The sequence below is a fragment of the candidate division KSB1 bacterium genome (assembly GCA_034506255.1).
GTDB classification, from domain to species: domain Bacteria; phylum Zhuqueibacterota; class Zhuqueibacteria; order Zhuqueibacterales; family Zhuqueibacteraceae; genus Coneutiohabitans; species Coneutiohabitans thermophilus.
The window spans coordinates 79,933-100,886 of record JAPDPX010000011.1; the positions used below are offsets into that span (position 1 = coordinate 79,933).

Genomic DNA, 20,954 nt, shown 5'->3' on the forward strand with positions numbered 1-20,954 from the left:
GTTCGGCAGAAATGTTCCGCCATGAGAAGAAAGCCACTGCCCGGGCACGAATGATTCGAATCCACTTTGTTTGCAGCATTCCCTTGCCGAGCGGGCTGCCGGAGGGGGCAGGCGTCCGCGCGGTTCTTCGAATGACCAACTTTTTGCGATTCGGCTTATGATCCTGACACGCACGGAGGCGGCGTCATCGGCACCGCTTTACCTCGCCCTCCACCTGCAAAGTGCCTCTCTGCAAGCCGGCTTGGGTGACGGCTTTCAAATTTTACTGAGTGACCTCGGGATTCCCCTGGACAAGACCGACAGCGCCGCAGAATTTCTGCAGGCCCTGCGGCAGGTTCTGGAAAAGACGCAGATGATTGCGGCCGACCTTGCCAGCCCTTTGCTTGCCGCCGGTTTGGCGGTGCCGGCACATGTCCATCCCACCACCGGCAGTCTGACGCTCCCCACCGCGCCTCAGGCCATGTGGCAGGGCATGGACGTGAGGGCCTGGCTCGCGCACGAGCTCGGCCTGCCCGTGGTGGTGGAGTCCGACGTCATTGCGACGGCGGTGGCGGAATTGAAAGTCGGCGCGGCGCGCGGCGCAAACGACGTTCTGATCGTGAAGATCGACACCGAAGTCCAAGCCGCCTACTGGCGCAACGGCGAATTTGTGCGCGGTGCCCGGGGCTGCTTCGGCAACCTCGGCCACCTCGCGACCGGCAACAGTGATTTGCCCTGCTCCTGTGGCCATCTCGGTTGCCTGGAGGCGAGCGTTGCAACCGATGCCATCCTGGACCGTTTCTACGCCGCCGCGGAAGCCGCGGAGCTCGAGCTGGAAGATGACGAGATGCCGGAATCGGCGGAGGCGGTGTTTGCGCTCAGCCAGAAGCAGCACGCGATCGCAGTTGCCGTGCTGGATGACGTGACTTTTGATCTCGGCACCGGCATCGCCAGCGCGGTGAATCTGCTCAATCCGCAAAAAGTCGTCATCACCGGCGCACCGCTTTATTTGCGCAGCGAATTCTTTCAGCAGCTTGCCCGTGATGCCAGCCGGCGCATGCTGCCGGCCTGTGCCGCCGCAGTGCAACTGGTGCCGGGCATGATTCGGGAACATCCCGAATGCCTGGGCGCCATGCTCCTGGCCAGGGAGAGATTCGGCTGATTATTCTTCAACAAAGGGAGTGTCGCCATGAATTTGACCGGCAAAGTGGCCATCGTCACCGGTGCCAGCCGCGGCATCGGCCGTGCGCTGGCGTTGCGGCTGGCACGCGAGGGGACACATCTGCTGCTCACCGCGCGTCAGGAGCCGCTGCTCGCGCAAGTGGCCGAACAAGCACGTCAGCAGGGGGTCGAAGTCGCCTCGGTGCGCGCGGACCTGCGGGAGCAGAAGGAAATCGATCAGATGATCCAAACCGCGGTCGAACGCTTTGGCCGCATCGAGATCCTGGTCAACAACGCCGGCTTGGGCTATCTGAAACCGGTGGCGGAGTTGACCACTGCCGAATGGGATGAGATGTTTGCCGTCAATCTGCGCGCGGTTTTTCTGGCCACGCGCGCGGCCCTGCCGCATTTGCGGCGGGCCGGCGGGAGCTTTGTGGTGAATGTGGCCTCGCTCGCCGGCAAGAACACTTTCGCCAACGGCAGCGGCTACACCGCCACCAAGTGGGGTTTGCGCGCCTTCAGCCAATGCCTGATGCTGGAGGAACGCCGGCACGGGCTGCATGTGCTCACGATTTGCCCGGGCTCGGTGGAAACCGAATTTGGCGCCGGCCGCGCCACCCCGCGACCGGCATCGCGCGACATCCTCCTGCCGGAAGATGTCGCCGAGGCCGTGGTGGGCGCGCTGAAACTGCCGCCGCGCGCGATGCTCAGCGAGATCGACCTGCGCCCCTCGAATCCCTGAACCCGTCGCCATCTCTCTCAAAAGGATTTTGCAAGATCATTTCGAAAGGACACACTGCCATGAAGCACGCTTGCTGCATCGCCCTGCTCGCCGGGCTGCCGCTTTTCCCCGGCAGCGGCCTGGCCCAACATTCCCAACGCCTGTTTGCCGCCGTGGCAAAGAACATCAACAGTGCGGAAAATGGCGCCGCGGCAGCGACGGGCTTGCTGGCAACCCCGCTGCAGGGACCGCAATGGCAGCCGCTCACCTGGCCGGATATGCCGCTGCGCTGCCTCAGCCAGTCGCCTGCCGGTGGCTCCCCCAAACTGCTCGTGGCGGGATCAGACGGCATTCTGCGACCTTTCACCAATCCCACCGGCTGGCGCCTGCTGACGGATTGGCAATTGACGGAAGTGCTCGATGTCGCCGTTGATCCGCTGGCACCCCGTACGATTTATGCCGCGACCGCCAATGGCATCTTCGTATCAACGGACGAGGGCAGGGGATGGCAGGCCCGCAATCGCGGCTTGGCGAGTACATTCGTCAGTTGCTTGCTGGCGGATCCGCAACAACCCGGCCGGTGGTTTGCCGGCACGGAAGCCGGCTTGTATGAATCGCTCAATGGCGGCCAGGATTGGCGGCTGCTCGCGCTCGAAGGCATCGCGGTGCGCGCCCTGTTGCGCGAGAAGCAATCGTGGCCCGGCATCTTCTGGGTTGGCACGGAAAATCACGGCCTGTATGAAAGTTTTGACGGCGCCAAAACCTTCGCCAAAGTCGACATGGATGACGACAGCAGCTCGGTCTATGCGCTTGCCGGCGGCGGTGCCAATGAACCAATCTATGCCGGACTGTTCGCCCAGGGTCTCTATCGTGCCTCCTCGCCGGGAGAATTGTGGGAACCGCTTGCCGGCAGCCAGCGGTTGGGCACGGTGTTCTGCATTTTGCCACTGCCGGAACAACAACTGCTCTTCGTCGGCACCCATGACCAGGGCGTGTTTCGCAGCACGGACGGCGGCCAAACCTGGCAAAGCTTCGGACTCGAGGGTGCGACGGTGCGCGATTTGATGCTGGGGGAGGCCGGTTGGGCCAGGCCCTAGGCACGGTTCCCGCGATGAGCGCAGGGGGACGCGCCGCTGTGTCGCGCAGAAGAATCTCGTGCAAGGCCGGGCCCTGTGGTCAATTTTTATGGAATCTTTGCAGGAGGTGAGCGCGTGATGTCCGGCTTTTCCGCAGCAACCGACCACCCGCTTGCCCAACGCCGGTTGTGTTGAGGACCATCATTTCGGTTGTGCCGTTGCTCTCATTCCCGCCCTGCGGCAGCGGGGCAAAAAAAATGCACCTCACTCATTCAAGGAGGAAGGAATCGCAATGTTGAATTCGAAGGTGGAGTTGAAGCAAAGTGGCATTCAAGGCCTGGGCATTTTCGCCAGGGAATTCATTGCAGAGGGCGAGATGGTATGGTGGGAAACTGCCGAGGAACAAGCGCGGCGTTTTATCGTGACCCGCCAGGAGATCGAAACCTGGCCGGAGGAGAAACAGCGCAATTTTCTCAAATATGCCTATCAAATCGATGCCGGCGTCTATTACGGCCCGCGTGACACGGTGCCGCAGGATCCGGCCGACTTCACCAACCACAGTTGCGATCCCAACACCTGGTTTGTCGATGACAACACCATGACCGCGCGCCGCGACATCATGCCCGGAGAGGAGATCACCTATGACTATGCCACCAGCGAGATCGAAGAAAGCTTCCTGCTGGTCTGCGGCTGCGGCGCCGCCAATTGCCGCGGCATCATTCGCGGCACCGATCATTTATTGCCGGAATTGCAGGAAATGTACGGCAACCACATGATGCAGCATGTGCTGCGCAGCATCGCGGCCCATCGTGCCGCAGCGCACAAGGCAAAAGTTGCCGGCATGAAGTAATCCCCTTCGCTGAAAACTCGGCCGCGCCGGCCTCCAGCCCGCTTGCAGACCAGACGCCTGCGCCAGGCTTTCATCCTGATGGCAGGTCGCGCAGCGGGGACAGGCTCTCGGGAAAAATTGTGCCTCTCAGCCGATCGTTTGCGGCCGGTAATTGCGGGGTGTCCATGCGCCGTTGCGCGTTTCCTCCGCCTCGCCGCCGGCTGCCGGCAAATTTCGCAAGGACGCCCTCTCTCTTCCAGCCTCTCGATGCCTTCCCCGCCAGCAGACAACGGCGGCTGGGAAGAGAGAAGGGCGTCATGTTCAGAGGCATGATCGTGTTGTCGTCGCGGTCCCGATCTTTCACGCGAGGATTGCGACAGGACCATTCGAGCCGCGCCTTATTTTTGCTTCACAAGAACAGACAGGTTTTGCGCCGGCCAGGGCAGGGTGAAGCCCTCTGCGGGCTTGGACTGCGGTTGCCCGTCAATCCACCATCCCGTCTGGCTTTCCGCGGCAACTCTCTCAATCCGCACAGCCAATCTTGTGTCCCGCACTCTCACCGTTGCTTCCAGCCAATTCATCCCCGCCAGCAACCGGGGGCGCAGGCGCAACTGCCGCCACTCCGGGCGAATTCCCAGCACATGATGAATGCACAAGATGATGATTTCCGCCCAAGTCCAGGGAATGATGCCGATTTGCGGACAGGGTGGAATGGGCCGCGGGCCGTAGAATTCAAACCAGGCGCCGGCGCGGCCGCCGGGCACGGTCGTCAGCCAGTGCAACACACGCCAGACTTTTTCATCGTTGCCGGCTTCGAACCAGGCGCGTGCGATGAACAGCGAAGCAAATGGCCACGGCCCTGGAGAGTCTGGCTCGGAGGTATAGTGATAACGGCCATAGCCCCCGCCGGTCCAGTTGGTATTCCACAAGCCTTCGAGATGCGCCAGCGTTCTCTGCGCCAGCTCGCTGCGCGGGTCGATGAATTCCAGCGCAATCGGCAGGGCGGCGGCGCTGTCGGGATTCAAATAATGCGGGCCGGGCTGGCGCAGGGGAATGCTGGCCGGGAACGTCTCCGGCTCACGCAGAAACGTTTCCGTCTGCACCTCGCCATTCAGGCGGCGGCGCTTGATGAAATGGCCATTCTCGATCAGACAAAATTTGGGATCAAACAGCATGGCCTGCGTGATTGCCTGCGCCGCCTCCAGCCAGCCGCGGGCACGGTCCTGCTCGCCGAGCAATTCCGCCAGCCGGGCGGCGCTGCGCAGGCCGAGAGCCGGATAAAATTGATACATCAGCTCCATGCCGTCCTCGATGCCGAACAGATGGTGACGCTCCCAGAATTCGCGCTGGTTGTGCAGCAGAAAAGTTTCGGGATGGCGGAAAACCGGTTGCAAGGGCAAATCCGCGGTGGCGCAAATACGCGGCCAGTGCCGCCGGATCAAAGCGAGATCACCGGTCCAATCACAGTAGAGCTGCAGGGTGTGGAGCAGAATGCCGTTCTGGTCGAGTTCCACCTCGGCCGGCGGCCGCCGGCGGCTGGAATCGACGGTGTCGCCCGCGGGCGTCACGAACTCCGTCAGCATGCGCTCCAACATGGTGGCCGCGAGCTGCCATTGGCCGGTGCACACCAGTGCCTGCACCATCATGGCCTGGTCGCGCGTCCATTCGAGATTGTATTGCCAGCAGCTCGAATCACAACGACCGCGTGCGGAGATGACCGCCTGCAATTGGTGGCAGGAGGCGTGGAAGAGATGATTCAGCACCGGCGAATCGCTCAGCCAAGCCGCCGCCTGTTGCCAGTAGTTTGCCGCCTCCGGCAAAGGAGCCTGCGGTTCGCTCCAACGACAAAGCACGGCCGGCTGCTCCGAACCTTGTGCCGTCAGGCAATATTCGACAAAACACTGCTTCGTTTCCCCGCCGGCCAGAGGCAAATCTTTGGTGAGCTGCTGCGCCCGCACGCCGGTGTGCAGGGTTACGTGCTGTGATCGTGAAGAAATGTTGCTGATGGTGAGAGCACGCACGAGGCGGGGAGTGGAGCGGTCCGGGCAGAAGAAGCGCTCACGCACAGCAAACTCTTCCGTCTCCCAGAACACCGCCACTGTCGGAATCTTTTCCTGCTGCAGCCAGAAGGCTTTGACGCTTGCCGGGTCAGCCGCCAGGATTGCTCCCCCGGTCTCGAGCCGCAACATGGTGGCTGCCAGTCCGGTTTGCGGATCGAAGCTCAGCGCTTTGCGTTTCGGGCCGAAGTGATCCGGCGACATCAGTAACAGGCCGACCGGCGTGCCCTCGCCGGAGGTGCAGATTTGAACAGCGGCGGTGAGATGGCCATTTCCGAGAAAGTAATAGTCGATGCCGGCGAGCATCGTGCGCACATCGGGCGGGCCGAGGGCGGGATCATCGCTGTAGAAATGTTCCGAAGCTTCCATGGCTCTTTCCGGGTGGATGATGGAAAAGGGAGACAGGTGGTGGTGACGTGTTGCGCGCCGGCTTAGCGGTCACGAAGCTTGCTTGGCTGGATCAGGGGCAGGGCACCGCTCCGGCTGTCAAGCCACCGCCTGCCAGCGGCGTAATCCCCAAGCGAAGGACAACGCCCGGCAAGCTCGGGCAGCCGCCCCCGCCGGGCCTGCAGCAGGGAAGGCAGGCAGGTGAGGAATACTTGTGGCTGTCAGGGGAAAGTTGTCGCTTCAGCGAAGGCACCGGCATTATTTTTCGTCGCCGTACGGTTGTGCGGGCACATTTGCAAACACGCCGGGCTCAGCGGCCCAGGAAGAGATCGCGGCCCCTGACAAGATTGCGCAGTTTGGCATCAGCGACCGAACGCGGCAGCATCCACAAGCCGCAATCGGGGTGAACGTAGTGGATGCGTTCTGCGCCGACCAGCCTGGCCACTTCTTCAATGCGGCGGGCGATTTCTTCGGGGGATTCCACCTGATTGTCTTTGATGTCGATGACGCCCAGGCCGATGCCCATCTCCGGTTTGAGCTGCACCAGCATGTGCTTGTCGGATTCGGGTCGGCGCGCCATTTCCAGCACCATGTGGTCGCACTGCAGGCGGTTGATAAAACGCACCAGGCGGTCATAGGTGCCTTGCTGCACGCGTTGACCGCCATAATTGCCGAAACAGAGATGCACGGCCTTTTGCGTCTGCACGTTTTTGAAGATGCGGTTGATGGCCTCGGCTGCCAGGTCGGCATCATCGGGGTTGCCGGTCAGGTTGGCCTCGTCAATCTGGATGACTTCCGCATTGATGCCGACCACCTGCTCCGCGAGAATATCGGCGAGCGCCAGCACCAGCTCCGCAAAGCTGGCATAGTGTTGATTGAGCAGCACGCGCGCCAGCATGTAGGGGCTGGTGAGGGTGAACTTCAAGGGTTTGGTGGTGAGGGGGCGGATGAACTCGAAATCCTTCAACAAATTCAGGGTGCCGGCGCCGAGCGTCTCGACCACGATGCCCGCCGGCTCGGCGCGATAAGCCAGGGCGCTTTGCCGGCGAAACGTCTCGAGGGTCTTGCGGGAAAAGGAGGTTTGCACACCCGTCATCGGCCGGATGAAATAATCGATCATGCCATTGGTTTCGGGATGATTGATGTCCCAGCGGTAGAGCTCACCGTCGACGAGTAAATCGATGCCGGCCAGCTCCTGGATTTTGAGCACGACCAGCACGGCGTCCCGCAGGTGCTCCTTGGTGCCGAAAGTTCGCAGCCATAGAGGTACGGGATAGCTGCCGACCGTGGTCGTCAGCAACGAGGGTTTGGCCATAGGGTCTCCCTGGGTTCTGGAAAAAGACCTTGACAACCGCGATACAAGTATTAAATTCCGGGCGTGATTTTCTTGGTAGGGCAGGACCTCTTTATTTGCAATTTCGGCACCAGCCAGGACGGGCGCCTCGATCTGAGTGAATACGGGTTTGTTGTGGAGGTCGCGCCATGACGGGTTTGCCTGTTGCAGCCGAGGAGTCAGTACGTCTCACCAAAAGGCCGGTCAAGATTGTCATCCCGCCGTATGGCATCAGCATCACGGAAAGTCATCACGAGCGTGGTTTCGTGATGCCGCCGATGCGCAATTCCTACACCAAAATCTACTACATTCTGGACGGCATCGCCGATTGCTACATCGAGCGCAGTGTGGCTCATCTTTCGCGGGAAAACGTACTGGTGGTGCCGCGCGGGGCCACGCATTATTTGCGCGACAAGGAGTCCTCGCCGCTGTGGCTGTACATCGTAGCGGTGCGCAACAACAGTCTGGAGCATCTTTCGACCTTCAATGAACAAATCGAGCAGCTCAACATCCTTGCCGCCCGTCATCTCAAAGCGCTGAGCGCGCATGATTATGCCGCCTACGACCTGCCGCGCATGCTGCGCAAAATTCTCTATGAACAGCGCATGCGCGCCAGCGGCTATGTTCCGGCGATTCAGGCGACGCTGCTCAATCTCGTGGTTGCGCTCAATCGCATCTATCTCAACATTCCGGTGGAGCAGCATTTCACCAGCGACAAGCCCACCATCAGCCGCATCCAGCAAGTGGCACGCTATATTGAAAAGAATTTCTTCGAGCCGGTGTCGGTCGAGAACATGGCGCGCATGGCCTGTCTGAGCGTGCGGCAATTCACCAATCAGTTCAAGGCGGTCTACGGCGTCACCTTCATGCAATATCTGCATTATCATCGCACGCGCTACGCCCAGCGCCTGCTCGCCGAAACGGATCAGGAGATCATTTCCATTTGTTTCGCCTCCGGCTTCAATGATCTGGCACACTTTTACCGCATTTTCAAACGCTACACTTCCCTTTCCCCCCGGCAGTACCGTCTCAATGCCGGTTATTTTTACACCAGGGCGGGCCGCGGCAAAAATTGAAGGCCGGCCCGGCCACCTTCCGCCGGGCGCAACCCCGCGTCCGCCGGCGTCGTTTGCGCCGCACCGGGGCTGCCGCTCTTTGAAAGCGGCCTCCGCCGCCAGGCGATGCAAGGGTGGAAAGGCCAGCCTTGCCGTGGGGCAGGCAATGACAGCCTGCGCACGCCCTGTCTTCAGTGCTTCACCAAAAACTCGCGATATTCCGCGTTCTTCCGTTCACATTTCTCATTCCATGCCTGCCAGTCACGAAATGGCATGTGCCGGCCCTCGACGTAACGGGGCCAGGGCTGGTAGGTATTCCCTCCCGCCACCGGTTGACCGCGCAGCATGAACGCGCTCGGGAAAGGCGTTTCGCCGAGGATGCGCGTGGTCGCGGGGATGTAGCGAATGGTCAGGCCACGGCGCCAGCGCGCGGAGGTGTTGGCATTGGAGCCGTGAATGACGTTGGGATGATGCACCGACACATCTCCGGCACGCAGCCGCACGTCCACCGCCCGGCTTTCGTCGATCTGCGCCGGATCGATCCCCGAACCCAGCACGTTTTTGCCGTCCTTTTGCTCGATCAGCTCCGCTTCCGTGAGCAGGCGCAGATGCTGCGTGCGTGGTATGACGCGCATGCAGCCGTTCTCGGGGTCGGTATCATCGAGCGCCAGCCAAAGCGTCACCACTTCCATCGGCTCGAGCGGCCAGTAGCTGCCGTCTTGATGCCACAATACCGCCTGCCCGTCATGCGGCCTTTTGCAGATGTAGTGGGAGGCGAACAGCGCGAGGTTCGGGCCGATGAATTGCTCGGCCACTTCCAGCAGACGGTCGTCGCTGATGAGCCGCACCCAGAAAGCATCCTCGGTCATCAGCGTGTGATGCAATTGCTCCGGCCGTGTGCCGGGGTTTTTCTGCAGCAGCCACTCGACATGCTGCCGGGCCTCGGCAATCAGCTCCGCATCGAGCACCTCGCGGAAGATGGCATAGCCTTCGTTTTCAAAATGTGCCCTGCCGCTGCTGGCAGGGTGGGAGGCTGAGGGCATGGCAGTCTCCTTATGTTGTTGGTGGAACGATTTTTTACGATAACGTGCCGTTGGTTTCGCGTGGCTGGTGTGGAGAAAGCATGCGCCCGGGCAACATCGGGAGCGTCCCGGCCTGGACAGCCGGGTGCAAAATCATGGCAGGGGAGTCCCCCGGTGCTTTCTGCCGAAACGGAATAGCACGAAGCACACGAAAAAGCAGGGATGCGCGTTCGAATGTTCCGGGCCTCGTGGTTTATCGCGCCCCGTTTTGTTCGGGGGCCACCATCACGGCAGCTTCACCTGTGCCAGAATCTGCTGCATGTTTCTGCCAAGAATGTTGCGCTTGTCTTCCTCTGAAATATTGGCATATGCCACCCAGCCGAACTGCGGAAAGGGATCGCGCATGGGCGCATCCGAGCCGTAGAGCACGCGTTCGGAGCCCAGCTCGCGCACCAGGTATTCGATCACGCCGCTGGTGACCGAGGTGAAAGTGATTTCCAGAAAACAATTGGGAAATTCTTTGGCCAGCGCCACGTGCTGCCGCGCCACCGTCCAGGTCCAGCCGGAATGCGCCAGGATGAAATTCACCCGGGGATAGCGCCGGGCCAGCTCGGGCATCTCTTGTTTGAAGTTGTCGGAGGGATGCAGGAGGGCAAAGAGACGATGGGCATTGCCGTATTCCCACCAGGGCGTGAACCGCGGATCATTGTAGGGCACAGCCATGCGCGGGAAATAGGGCTTCATGCCGCGAAAGCCGCAGGCTTCATAATAATAACGCAGCTCCCTGTCCCAATCCGTGACGTAGTTGGGATCGAGCACGGCATAGCCGGTGATTTCTTCGGGAAATTCCAGCATCGCCTGGCGCGTGTCCTCGTTGCCCAACTCATAATCCGTCCAGATGGCCGTCCAGGCACTGAGGCATGTCTGCTTGACACCCAGCCGGCGATTGCGCTCGACCACGCCTCGGCCATCGCCCTCATTCATGACCACCATGGCGGCGCCGCGTGTGCCGCGCCGGCACAGGTGTGCATGGGCATCGATCACCACAGAATCGGTAATGGGCCGGCCCTGCATGGCGCCGGCGATGATGCCGTCCTGCGGCTGGTGTGCCGGATAATCCGGCGGCGGAACGGGCAGGCGCAACAGGCGCTGCAGGTTGCCACCGGCAATGGCGCGGCGTTGTTCGTCGCCCAGTTCGGAATAATCCACATAGGCGCGCGCCGCCCCGATGCTCTTCTCCAGGGCTTCCGTGCCGAACAACAATCTTTCATGGCCAATGCGCCGGCACCAGAATTCCAGCATGCGGTTGCCCTGGTAGTTGGAGAATTCAAAATGCAAATTGGGGAAACGATCGGCCAGGGGCAGCAGCTGGCGCGTGGCTTCCCAACGCACGCTGTGCAGCAGCAGAGGCAGGCGGGGATAATTCTCGCACAGCCAGGCAATTTCCGGCCATTCGATTTGCACGGCCGCACCGTATTCCCCGCGGTCGACGATCAGCAGCGTCTGCGTTTCCTGCATTGCCGCCAGCAGTTCCCCCAGCGTGGCCTGATCGACGGCGTGGCGGTAAAGGCGTGGGAAAATCTTCAGCGCGCGCACACCCTGGCGCTGCATCTCCGGCAGCAAATCATGCGGATGGGGAAAATCGCCCGCGTGATGCGGCAGCGCCACCCAGCAGGGATGGAGGCGGGGATACTTGCGGCATTCCGCCAGCACGAGAGCATTGCCCACTTCGGGATGGACTTCGCGGGCCTGATGTGCATACACCAGCGCGGCGTGCACACCGCAGCGTTGCATTTCTTCGAGCAAGTGTGTGGTGGTCCATGGCGCCTCGGGATCTTTTCCCGCGCGCCGGCCGAGGGCGGCAAAGCTGTCGAAATAGCGCAGGCTGGTGTTCATGGTTCAGAGAAGAGCGGGAGATTCAACTCCGGGTTCCTGCTCTGCACCGCGCGTCATCGCGGGCAAGCTCTGCGGCAGCATCATCTCCTGCGCCGGGCAATTCATCCGCTTCCTGCGCAACGGCATGCCGGCGGGCGTGGCAACAATCAGCAAATGGCGCGCGCTGCATCCCGCACTTTTTCCAAAGCCTGTTCAATATCCGCGGGCTGATGCGAGAAAGTGATGAACCAGCGCTCGCTCGGGAAAATGCCACGCTTGAACAATTGCGCAAACAACCGGTTCTGCCACTGCAGCTTTTCCTGCTCGCTGACGCCTGCAAACTGCAGGAACGGGGCGGGCGCGACACCGGCGGCATGGGCGGGCAGACCGGTTTCTTGGATGATCTCCTGAAAACCGTCGCGCAGGCGCCGGCCCATTTGATTGAGGTGTTCATGCACCGGCCGGGTGCGCATGACCGCCATCGTGGCCGTGCAGGCTGCCAGCGACAGCGTCTCGCCGGCATAGGTGGTCGTGATGATCGTCTGCTCCAGCGTCTGCATATATTCACGTTTGCCCGCAAAGGCCGAGAGCGGATAGCCATTGGCCAGGGCTTTGGCAAAGGCGGCGAGATCCGGCGTGATGCCGTAATATTCCTGTGCTCCGCCGCGCGCCAAACGAAAGCCGGTGAGCACTTCGTCGAAGATCAGCCAGGCGCCGTATTGATCACACTTTTGGCGCAGCAGCGCAAGAAATTCCCCGCCCGTGTCCTCGTTCCAGTCATACGGCACCGTGATCACGCCTGCCAGCTCGTGACCATGTTGGTCGAAAACCTTCAGGGCGGCCGCACAATCGCCGTATTTGATCTCATGCACATACTCGTTTAGCACGCGCGGCACGCCGGGATTGGGCCAGCGCAGGGCAGACCAGTCATGATAACCATGGTAGCCGCAGGTGAGGATGTGCTCCCGGCCGGTATGGGCGCGCGCCAGCCGGACACAGGCGGTGCAGGCATCGGCGCCGGTTTTCATGAAGCGGATCTGTTCCACCCACGGCACGTTTTGACAAACGGCCTCCGCCGCCTCCCATTCCAGCGGGCTGGCCATGCTGAACAGCACGCCGTTTTCCATCTGCGCCCGCACCGCGGTTTCGACTTCCGGATAACAATATCCCAAAATAATCGGGCCCAGGGCGCAACGAAAATCGAGGTATTCGCGGTCGTCCAGGTCCCACAGGCGGCAGCCCTGCGCGCGTTTGATGAACGGCGGCATGAAGTCGCCGTATTCCGGCCGCCAGCGCTTGGCGTTGGTTTGCGTGGCCCAGGGCATGCGCGCCAGCGCGCGGGCGTAGTGTTCGGCATGTTTGGGCGTCATGATGCGCTTTGCGGTTCGCGGCCGGCCCTGCCGGGCGGGATTGAAATTTTTTGATCATGTGCCGGCGCCGGCAGAAGCCGCCGCGTGTGGTTGTAAATGATGGCGCCGGCATGCAGAGCTGGAACCGGCGGCTGTTTTACGGGCGCGGTCATGCAGCCGCAAGCCCCTGGCAATCCAGCCGCAACCGCAACGAAAGAATTTGCCGCGCTGCAACTTCAAAGTCCACCCGTGTGCCTGCGGTAATTGGCAATTCCTGCAGATCCCGTTCGTTGAGTTGTGTCAGCCAGGCGGCTTGCAACCCCGCCGTCACAGTTAGCCTGCCCTGCACGCCGGCGGCCGTGGGATTGTACATGCGCACAATGACTCCCCGCCCGTCTTCCGCGGGCTTGCATGCGGATAACACGAGCGCGGACGGCACCAGCTCGATGCCAAATGGTGCGAGATGGACGGCCGGATCGCCGCCGCGCCGCACGGCCAAAAAGGGCAGATGAAAATTTTCCAATTGCTCGTTGACACTGCCGTAGTCTTCGAATTGCGCCGCGGTGTGCGGGATAATCGCATAACGAAAAGAGTGCGTGCCCGGGCATTGCGCTTCCGGCGTGTCGGTGATCCAGCCGGCTTCGCCGCCCGGCCGCATGAGCAGGTCACCGCCGGAAAGCCGCGCCACACAGCGCAAGAGCGTAATCGCGAGCGTGCCCGGTTCCTCCACCTTCAATTCATATTCCGGCAGGCCGGCCGTGGCTATCGTCAGGCCGCGCCCGCCCGCCACCATGGTCACCCCGCGCTGCATGGGATGGACAGCAGGCGGCACCTCGATGTTGTAGGCAGCGGGATCGATGACATGGTGTTCGCGTCGCGTGAGGCCAAATTGACTGTCGGAATGGCTGACGTTGGTCTGCAGTCCCGAAGCAAACAACACGCGCAGACGATGATCCTTCACGTTGTTCTCCACCGTGGTTTCGCATTCCACCCACGGCTGGTTGTGATACAGGCGCACGCGCGTGCAAATCGGCAGAGGGACGCGGCGGCGGGACCGGCTCTGGCGCGATCCGGTGAGACCCGCGGGCAGGGAAAGCGCGAGCGTGATGGCGATCGTGGCGCGCAGCGGGCCGGTCTCCAACAAGTGCCGGGTTGCGGCACACTGGTGCGAGGTGAAAATCGCATCTTGGCGTGGCGGGGAATAATTGTACTCATCCCCGGCATCTCCGCCGTCTTCGAACACATGCAGACCGGGGAATTGGTCTCCGGTACGCTTGTCCAGCAGGGTGATGGCGCCGTTGGCCAGCACCTCCACCCGCAGAAAATCATTCTCCAGAACATTTTCCCGCGCGCACAGGCTGCTGTGATAAACCGGCATGCGCTCCTGCAATGCCACGCGGTAGCGGGCAAAGCCCAGGGCGGGAACCCGCTTCGCATCGAGCAGGATATGAAAGCGCTCGGTGAGCCGTTTGGAAGGATAGGAATAGTCGCTGTAGCGCAGGCCGTGCCCCGCGGGTTCGTGCTGCAAAATTTGACAGGGCACTTCCCTGCCCGTTTCGTCACGCAAACAGAAACCCGCAATCAGCGGCAGCGGCTTTTCCACCCGAACAGTCGGATTCAAGCCCACGACAATCTTTTGGCGGAAGAATTCCACCACCGCCGGCACCACCTGGCTGGTGCAGCGCGTCTGCGGATTGAAAACCAGCACATGCTCCCCGCCCTGCCAGGCATCGGGGTGGAGATGGCGCACCGCTTTGTCGATGATCGCCTCGCCCACCTGCTGCACTTTCGCAAAGCGCGTCATCATCTCGCGATGCACGGCATCGATGCTGCAGCCGCAGATCGAATCATGCGGATGATTCTGCAGCAGAAGCCTCCAGCCGTGCGCCAGCATGGGGAGGAGGTGTCGCCGGCCGGCGAGATCCGCCCACACGGCAAGCGGCTCGGCGTAGCGCGTGAGCAGCTTCTCGGCCGCGTAATTTGCCTGCTTGAGATACATGCGCGAAGAGTACACGCCCGATTGCACGGCAAAGGCATAGCGGAATCCGCCGCGCAATTCCCCCTCGATTTGCGGCAACACGATTTGCGCCTCGTCCACATGCCGTTTGATGGCCGCAACGCAGGCGGGCAGGCTGCTGTGGATGAACCTGCCCTCGCCGAGGGCATTCATCACGCGCAATGCCCGGGGCAGATAGGGCTCGGGAAAATGGTGATCGCCGCCATTCATGCACAGGCGATGCGGCGTGGAGGCGCGCGGATCGAGAATTTCTTTCAACTCGCGCGCCTTGCGGCGAAAGGCGTCCTCACTGTCGGTGCCGATATAGGCATCCCCATAGCCGTTGGGCGGCAGATGAATCATCAGCACCGTGCTGCCATCCGGTGCCCGCCAGCGATATTCCGATTTTTCCTGGCCGGGTTCGCCGCCAAATCCGCGGTAAATGATCGCGGTGTCCATGTCAAAACCGCGCAAAATCGCGGGCATCATGGCGAGATGGCCGAATGAGTCGGGCAGGTAACCAAGCGGCATCACCGCGCCATAGGCGGCACCCACTTTTGCGCCCATCAGCAAATTGCGCACGGTGGATTCCCCCGCCACCAGAAACTCGTCGGGCAAAACGTACCACGGCCCGATGGCGAGCTTCCCGGCTTGCACCAACCGTCGCAATTCCTCCGCCCGCTGCGGCAGGATGGCGGCATAGTCCTCGAGCACGATGGTCTGGCCATCGAGGGTGAAATGCTCATAATCCGGCACCTGCGCGAAAATGTCCAGCAGGGCATTGATCATATCCACCAGATCCAGGCGAAAGGTCTCGAAGGTTTTATACCATTCGCGATCCCAGTGGGAGTGGGAGATGAAGTGATAGGTCGGTTCCATGCCGGCTTTCCGAGATCGGGCAGCAGCCGGTGATTGGCTGCCGTGGAAATTTGTCATTGGTTGGCGGTCTGCCTGCCGGGGCCCCGGCGGAATGCCCTGGTGTTGTCCTGTTATCCCCTCGGGATCTCCGCCAGCATCCTGCGCACCACTTCCAAATTCTTCCGCGAGTTTTCGAGCAAGGGCAGGCAGTGTGTTTCGATGGTGACATGCGGGACGACTTTGTCGCGAGCCAGCGCCTGCAACTGTCCGCGCCAATTCACCCTGCCCTCACCCACCGGCACACACTCCACCAGCGCCCCCTTGATGGTGTCTTTCACATGCACATTGGCGATCCATGGTTTCAGCGCATCATAGCCCTCGGGGTAGGGAAGTTCCGCCGTGCCCACGGCATTGCCGGGATCCCAGTTGGCACGCAGCGCCGGCGAATTGACCTGCGCGAGCAGGCGGCTGGTGTTCCCGCCGGTGTCACACCAAAAGCCGGGTTCGTTCTCGACTGCCAAAATCAGACCGTGTGCGTGCGCTGCCTGCGCCGCCTGCCGGAAAATTTCCACGACCTTGTTTACATCGCCGGGAACATCGCGGGGGGAACGTTGAAAACCGAACACGATCACGAGCGGTGTGCCAAGCACGCGGGCCAGATCAAAGGTCGCGGGCAGGGTTTCCCGCAATTCATGCTGCCACAGCGCCGTGTCGTGCACGGTGCCCTTGAACACGCCGGGCGAAAGCGCGGTCAGGCGCAGCCCGTGTTTTTGCTGCAGCGCGAGGATTTGTCCGACGGTGGCGGGCGTAATCGCCGGCACGCGCCGGTCGCCGATCACCCGCAATTCAAAATCACGCACGCCCCACGCCAAGCCGATGGTGAGGGCTTCCACCACCTCTGCGGAAATTTCATCTGTCACAAAACCGATGCGCATGCCGGGACTCCCGGAGTTGTGCAAAGGGGGGAATCGCCCTGCCCCGTTTCTTTCGATCAATTCTGCCGCATCGCCGCCTGCACGCCCTCCAACACCCTCCCGACGTCTGCAAAGGAGTTGTAGAGATGCAGCGAGATGCGAATCGCATTCAGGCCGCCTTCATAAATGGCGCGGGTGCGCAGCTTGTATTTTTCTGCGAGGAAATTTTGCAGCGCGCCGCGCTCCATGTTCGGCAGTGTGAAAGTGACGATGGCGCTGTGTTCCGCGGGGTTTTGCGGGGAGTTGACCTCAACGCCGAGCCGGTTCAAACCTTCTTTCAGCGCAGCGGCCAGCGCATGATCGCGCCGCCAGACATTCTCCATGCCGATGCTCAGCAGGAAGTCCAGCGCGGCTCCCAGGCCCGCGAACAGGGGCGTGCTCACCGTGCCGTATTCATAACGCTGTGCGGTGGGATGAAGCTGAAACGCACCGCTTACCATGTCGAACGCACCGGTGTTGGAATAGCCGCCGAGATATTTGGCCGCAATCAGGTCGAGGGCGTCCTCGCGCACGTAGAGCAGGCCGGTGCCCTTGGGACCGAGCAGCCATTTGTGCCCGCTGGTGGCGTAGGCATGGCAGCCAATCTCATGCAGCTTGAGCGGCAGCATGCCCGCGGCCTGCGCGCCATCGACGAAATACCACAGCTTGTTCGCCGCCGCCCATTCCCCGATTTGTTTGACCGGCAGAATCTGTCCGGTGGAGGTGGTGATATGCGGGATGCTGAGGGCGCGCGTGCGCCGGGTCAGCAGCTTTTGCATGCGCTCCAGATTTTCCTGCGCGGAGCGCGTGGAGGGCTCGAAGGTTTTGATCACTATGCCGTCGCGCTTTTGCCGTGCCAGCCAGGAAAGCGTGTTGCCCACGTGTTCGTGCGTGGTGGTGATGACTTCGTCCCCGCGCGCAAGCGGCAGGCCGTTGCAGACGATGGCGATGCCCTCGGTGGCATTGCGCGTGTAGGCCAGCTCCTCCGCTTTGCAACCGAGCAGGTGTCCGGCCCGGGATTTGATCTCATGCCAGAGTTCGTCGCTGTGCCCGGTTTCGCAAATGCGCTCCAGTTCGGTGATTTTATTCCGCAGCGTTTCGATGACAACATAGGGTGAGGCCCCCAGCCCGCCGGTGTTGAGATAGACGCGCTCGCGCGTGAGCGGGAAGTGCTCGCGCACCATGGCCCAAAAGGTCTCATCATGCGCGTCGATGCTGTGGTCAGCAACGTGCGGCAGGGCGGGCGGCTGCCTGGAATCGGATCGCGCTGCCGCCCACAGCCCGCTCATCCCGGTCACACTCGCTGTCGCAGCCGCAAGAAAATCGCGTCGGTTCATTGTCATGGCATCAGCAAACAGTTTGCCTGCGAGGGCAGGCCGTTGCATCTCGCAGCCAATGCCGGGGTTCGCACCGCCGGCCTCAGGCACAGGCGCCGTGCTTGTTGTGGATTTTTCCCGGCAGGTCATCGCGGCGAATCTTGTGAAAGACAGGGCACGGTGTCGGGATTTTCAGGAAAACGCCGTCGCGCAAACCTCCAGCCCGCAGTCAGACAGCAGGTCTGTGCTGCATGCCCTCGCGATGACTGCGCACACATGCCTCATCATTCCTGCGGCATGGCCACCCGAATCACCCGGCTGAACCAAAGTAACAAAACACTATCGCTGACAGGTGGGGCAGAAATAGGTCATCCGCCGCCATTGCCCCTGCCGGACCATCGCGACAGGCGTGTTGCAGCGATAACAAGGCTGGCGGGTGCGACGATAAACCCAGTATCGTGCCCTGCCCGTCCGCAAGGCAGGCGGCAGCGTCACGATTGGCCCTTCGTTTATTACCCCCTGCCGCATCAGCGGGATTAACACCTCCCACAGGCGCATGCTTTCCGCCGCTGTGATCTCCCCGGCATGCCGGCGGGGATCGATCCCCGCCAAAAACAGCCCCTCGGATTTGTAAATGTTGCCGATTCCAGCGATGAGATTTTGATCGAGAATGGCGTCACCGATTTCGCGGCTGCCGGCCTGCTGCAGACGCTGCCCGGCCTCCCGGCAATCGAAGGCGGGGCTCAGGATATCCGGCCCGAGCGCAGCCAGAACCGGATGCCCCGGCAGCTCGTCGGCACGCAGGAGTTCCACCACCGGGCCGTGATAAAAAACCGCTTCATGCTTCGCCGTGCGCAGCCACAGTCGCACGTGTTTGACCGGCTTGTTCAAAGCCAGCCCCCGGCTCTCAATCTGCCAGGAGCCGAACATCATGGCATGACAATGAATCGCCCATCCCGTCGCGAGTTTGAGCACCAGATGCTTGCCGATGGGGGTGACGTCGGCGAGACGATCGCCTTGCAGCGCCGCCCAATGCGGCTGCCAGCTTCGTGGTGCTTTCTCAAACCACACGGGCCAGCCCACCAGCGGTTGCAAGGCCCTGGCCCAGCGCGCCACGGCATGCCCCTCGGCCATGACTTCACCAGTCTGGCGTTTCGGTCACCACGCGCTCGGTGATGGTGAGCGTGTTGAAATCCAGCACGCGCCGTAGCCTGCCATGGCGCAGCTCCAGTTTGCGGCTGCCCTTGTCAGCGTGCAGAAACGGCCCGTCGAACAGCGGCCAGTTTTCATAATCCACCGCCACACCATTGACGCGCGGGATTTCACCGTAAGTGAATTCCATCTGCGCGCCGCGCAACGAGGTGAAGCGCACGCCGGGCCGGGGCCGGGTGGTTGCCTGCAGCGGCAGCGCGCGCACGGCTCGCTTGAAGGCCTCGAAGGAAGCAAAATCTCCCGCCGGTGCAATTTGCACGACGGCGCCGTTTTTAAGCGCCCTGCTGATGAGACGCCAATCACCGTCCTCGTCTTTCTGCCATTCGTATGTTGCCAGCGGATGGCAGGCGATCAACGCCTCGCCGCCCTGTGCAAAAATCCAGCCCGATGGGTCCTCCTCCCGCCGCGCCAGATCCTTCGAGAAAAAGCCAACGAAGTGTGAAAAGCGGGTGCCCGGCGGAATGTCACACAAGGTGATCAGCGCATCCTCGTGCTGAAACACTTGCTCATTGGGCGAGCCGCCGGTGAGTTTGTCGGGCGAGTCATAGGTGGTTTTCGAGCGCACCACCAATTCGGTAATCGGGCCGAGATGCTCGGCGAAATACATGCCCAGCTCGAGCGGGGAGGAGTAGGGGTGAATGGTGAAGAAGGTGTTGTGCTTGCCGCGCGGATCCTCCACCGCCCAGGTGAGGTCCCAGGTGTGTTGTTGAATCGGCTGCAGCAATCCGCCCTGGCTTGATCCCAGCGCGTACTCTTTTCGCATGTAGGAGTATTTGTAAACCGGGGCGTTTTTCACCTCGCTGAAGCGAATGCGGTGGCGTGTGCGCTTGCGTTCCCGGTGGATGCAGGGGCGCTCGCGATCGGTGGCAATGTTGTAAAGGATCTCCGGCGGCTGGTAGCCGCTCAAGGCGAGGATCGCCGCTTCCCCGCTGGGATAAAAGGGCGTGTTGCCCCACAGCAGCCATGCGAAAGCGGTTGCACCCACGCGCCATTGCTCTTTCACCGGCTTGGGGTAGGTGCGGCTGTGGGCGCCGGTGTACAGGCCGTTGAGATTGTCCACGGCAAAATCTGCCAGCAGCCAGTCCAGCATCATGGCGGCGCGTTGTTTCATCTCTGCCTCCTCGGCCCAGGCATAAAGCTGGGCCATGGGCACGACAAACACGCCGAAGTAATCCGGCGAATCGTACTCGCCCTGGCCGATGGTGGTGGTGAGGTCCATCCACTCCAGCAGGTATTCACGCGCCTCGGCAAAGCTCTCCTGTGAGCTGCGGCCATTGAACCAGCGCCCGCCCGGCTCGTCGGGATACATTTGCGTGATGAGATAGAGCGCGGTGTAATACATCGCCCAGTGATTCTCGGTGTCCCCGCGATAGGGATGATAGGTGCGCCACATCTCGCGCATGCGCTGTTGGTAAGCCGGTGGCAGCTTGTGCCGGCCCACATAGGTGACGGTGAGGAAGGGATACATCCAGAACATATCCCCCGCGGGTTTCTGCATCAGGCTGTCGAGGCGAGCCAGCACCCACGGCATGTCCTCGTTGCGGTGCAGGCGCGCGGCGATCTCGAGGTAACCGCCGCGGCTGAAGTCGCCGGCGGGCGTGGCGTGCGCATAATAACGAATCAGGGAATCGGCACGCATCTGGTAGGCGTGCACTAACTCGGCACGATTGGGGCGTTGCCGGCCGAAGGCTACGGCAACCGGCAGCATGCCAAAGCAAATCACCAGGCTGAATGTCAAATTCGAGTTCACCGCCATGGGAAGGTTCCAGGAATCT

At 61.6% G+C, this 20,954-nt stretch carries 15 protein-coding genes; 5 read left to right on the forward strand and 10 right to left on the reverse strand.

Features of this window, described 5'->3' with window-relative positions; genetic code table 11:
- Nucleotides 1-157 precede the first annotated feature (157 nt).
- From ONB52_20035 to ONB52_20050, 4 genes are all read left to right on the forward strand, one after another.
- Nucleotides 158-1,141 carry an ROK family protein gene (locus tag ONB52_20035; GenBank protein MDZ7418423.1) on the forward strand — a complete coding sequence of 328 codons (984 nt, stop codon included), beginning with the start codon at nt 158-160 and terminating at the stop codon, nt 1,139-1,141.
- 27 nt (nt 1,142-1,168) lie between these two features.
- On the forward strand, nt 1,169-1,882 hold the full coding sequence (locus ONB52_20040) for an SDR family NAD(P)-dependent oxidoreductase (protein MDZ7418424.1): 714 nt from the start codon (nt 1,169-1,171) through the stop codon (nt 1,880-1,882).
- 59 nt (nt 1,883-1,941) lie between these two features.
- Nucleotides 1,942-2,958 (forward strand): hypothetical protein, encoded by a 1,017-nt coding sequence (locus ONB52_20045; protein MDZ7418425.1) that lies wholly within the window; start codon nt 1,942-1,944, stop codon nt 2,956-2,958.
- 271 nt (nt 2,959-3,229) lie between these two features.
- Nucleotides 3,230-3,787 (forward strand): SET domain-containing protein-lysine N-methyltransferase, encoded by a 558-nt coding sequence (locus tag ONB52_20050; protein ID MDZ7418426.1) that lies wholly within the window; start codon nt 3,230-3,232, stop codon nt 3,785-3,787.
- Between the two features lie 377 nt (nt 3,788-4,164).
- Here the strand turns inward: ONB52_20050 and ONB52_20055 are convergent, their stop codons facing one another.
- Nucleotides 4,165-6,192, reverse strand: a complete 2,028-nt coding sequence (locus ONB52_20055) for a hypothetical protein (GenBank protein MDZ7418427.1) — start codon at nt 6,190-6,192, stop codon at nt 4,165-4,167.
- Nucleotides 6,193-6,520: 328 nt separating this feature from the next.
- Nucleotides 6,521-7,525, reverse strand: a complete 1,005-nt coding sequence (locus ONB52_20060) for a cobalamin-independent methionine synthase II family protein (protein ID MDZ7418428.1) — start codon at nt 7,523-7,525, stop codon at nt 6,521-6,523.
- Between the two features lie 167 nt (nt 7,526-7,692).
- On the opposite strand from ONB52_20060, the gene ONB52_20065 reads away from it, so the two are divergent.
- Entirely contained in the window at nt 7,693-8,619 is a 927-nt protein-coding gene (locus ONB52_20065; GenBank protein MDZ7418429.1) for an AraC family transcriptional regulator, read from the forward strand.
- A gap of 170 nt (nt 8,620-8,789) precedes the next feature.
- Here the strand turns inward: ONB52_20065 and ONB52_20070 are convergent, their stop codons facing one another.
- The 8 genes from ONB52_20070 to ONB52_20105 all read right to left on the reverse strand — a co-directional run bounded on the left by ONB52_20070 (nt 8,790) and on the right by ONB52_20105 (nt 20,935).
- A complete protein-coding gene (locus ONB52_20070) occupies nt 8,790-9,641 on the reverse strand; it encodes a phytanoyl-CoA dioxygenase family protein (GenBank protein MDZ7418430.1) in 852 nt (283 codons plus the stop codon).
- 264 nt (nt 9,642-9,905) lie between these two features.
- Entirely contained in the window at nt 9,906-11,516 is a 1,611-nt protein-coding gene (locus ONB52_20075) for an amidohydrolase family protein (GenBank protein MDZ7418431.1), read from the reverse strand.
- A 146-nt stretch (nt 11,517-11,662) separates the two neighbouring features.
- Nucleotides 11,663-12,865: an aminotransferase class III-fold pyridoxal phosphate-dependent enzyme gene (locus ONB52_20080; GenBank protein MDZ7418432.1), complete on the reverse strand. Its 1,203-nt coding sequence runs from the start codon at nt 12,863-12,865 to the stop codon at nt 11,663-11,665.
- Nucleotides 12,866-13,013: 148 nt separating this feature from the next.
- On the reverse strand, nt 13,014-15,719 hold the full coding sequence (locus tag ONB52_20085) for a glycosyl hydrolase-related protein (protein ID MDZ7418433.1): 2,706 nt from the start codon (nt 15,717-15,719) through the stop codon (nt 13,014-13,016).
- Nucleotides 15,720-15,829: 110 nt separating this feature from the next.
- Complete coding sequence (locus tag ONB52_20090; GenBank protein MDZ7418434.1) at nt 15,830-16,633, reverse strand: sugar phosphate isomerase/epimerase; 804 nt, start codon at nt 16,631-16,633, stop codon at nt 15,830-15,832.
- Between the two features lie 56 nt (nt 16,634-16,689).
- Entirely contained in the window at nt 16,690-17,994 is a 1,305-nt protein-coding gene (locus ONB52_20095; GenBank protein MDZ7418435.1) for an aminotransferase class V-fold PLP-dependent enzyme, read from the reverse strand.
- A 312-nt stretch (nt 17,995-18,306) separates the two neighbouring features.
- Nucleotides 18,307-19,101 (reverse strand): hypothetical protein, encoded by a 795-nt coding sequence (locus ONB52_20100; protein MDZ7418436.1) that lies wholly within the window; start codon nt 19,099-19,101, stop codon nt 18,307-18,309.
- 4 nt (nt 19,102-19,105) lie between these two features.
- Nucleotides 19,106-20,935, reverse strand: a complete 1,830-nt coding sequence (locus ONB52_20105; protein MDZ7418437.1) for a hypothetical protein — start codon at nt 20,933-20,935, stop codon at nt 19,106-19,108.
- Nucleotides 20,936-20,954 lie beyond the last annotated feature (19 nt).

Bases quoted from the DNA above. Each gene is read 5' to 3' on its own strand.
- ONB52_20035 (MDZ7418423.1), top strand. From the start codon at position 158: ATGATCCTGACACGCACGGAGGCGGCGTCATCGGCACCGCTTTACCTC.
- ONB52_20060 (MDZ7418428.1), bottom strand. From the start codon at position 7,525: ATGGCCAAACCCTCGTTGCTGACGACCACGGTCGGCAGCTATCCCGTA.
- ONB52_20095 (MDZ7418435.1), bottom strand. From the start codon at position 17,994: ATGACAATGAACCGACGCGATTTTCTTGCGGCTGCGACAGCGAGTGTG.
- ONB52_20050 (MDZ7418426.1), top strand. From the start codon at position 3,230: ATGTTGAATTCGAAGGTGGAGTTGAAGCAAAGTGGCATTCAAGGCCTG.
- ONB52_20105 (MDZ7418437.1), bottom strand. From the start codon at position 20,935: ATGGCGGTGAACTCGAATTTGACATTCAGCCTGGTGATTTGCTTTGGC.
- ONB52_20045 (MDZ7418425.1), top strand. From the start codon at position 1,942: ATGAAGCACGCTTGCTGCATCGCCCTGCTCGCCGGGCTGCCGCTTTTC.
- ONB52_20080 (MDZ7418432.1), bottom strand. From the start codon at position 12,865: ATGACGCCCAAACATGCCGAACACTACGCCCGCGCGCTGGCGCGCATG.
- ONB52_20085 (MDZ7418433.1), bottom strand. From the start codon at position 15,719: ATGGAACCGACCTATCACTTCATCTCCCACTCCCACTGGGATCGCGAA.
- ONB52_20055 (MDZ7418427.1), bottom strand. From the start codon at position 6,192: ATGGAAGCTTCGGAACATTTCTACAGCGATGATCCCGCCCTCGGCCCG.
- ONB52_20090 (MDZ7418434.1), bottom strand. From the start codon at position 16,633: ATGCGCATCGGTTTTGTGACAGATGAAATTTCCGCAGAGGTGGTGGAA.
- ONB52_20065 (MDZ7418429.1), top strand. From the start codon at position 7,693: ATGACGGGTTTGCCTGTTGCAGCCGAGGAGTCAGTACGTCTCACCAAA.
- ONB52_20070 (MDZ7418430.1), bottom strand. From the start codon at position 9,641: ATGCCCTCAGCCTCCCACCCTGCCAGCAGCGGCAGGGCACATTTTGAA.
- ONB52_20040 (MDZ7418424.1), top strand. From the start codon at position 1,169: ATGAATTTGACCGGCAAAGTGGCCATCGTCACCGGTGCCAGCCGCGGC.
- ONB52_20100 (MDZ7418436.1), bottom strand. From the start codon at position 19,101: ATGGCCGAGGGGCATGCCGTGGCGCGCTGGGCCAGGGCCTTGCAACCG.
- ONB52_20075 (MDZ7418431.1), bottom strand. From the start codon at position 11,516: ATGAACACCAGCCTGCGCTATTTCGACAGCTTTGCCGCCCTCGGCCGG.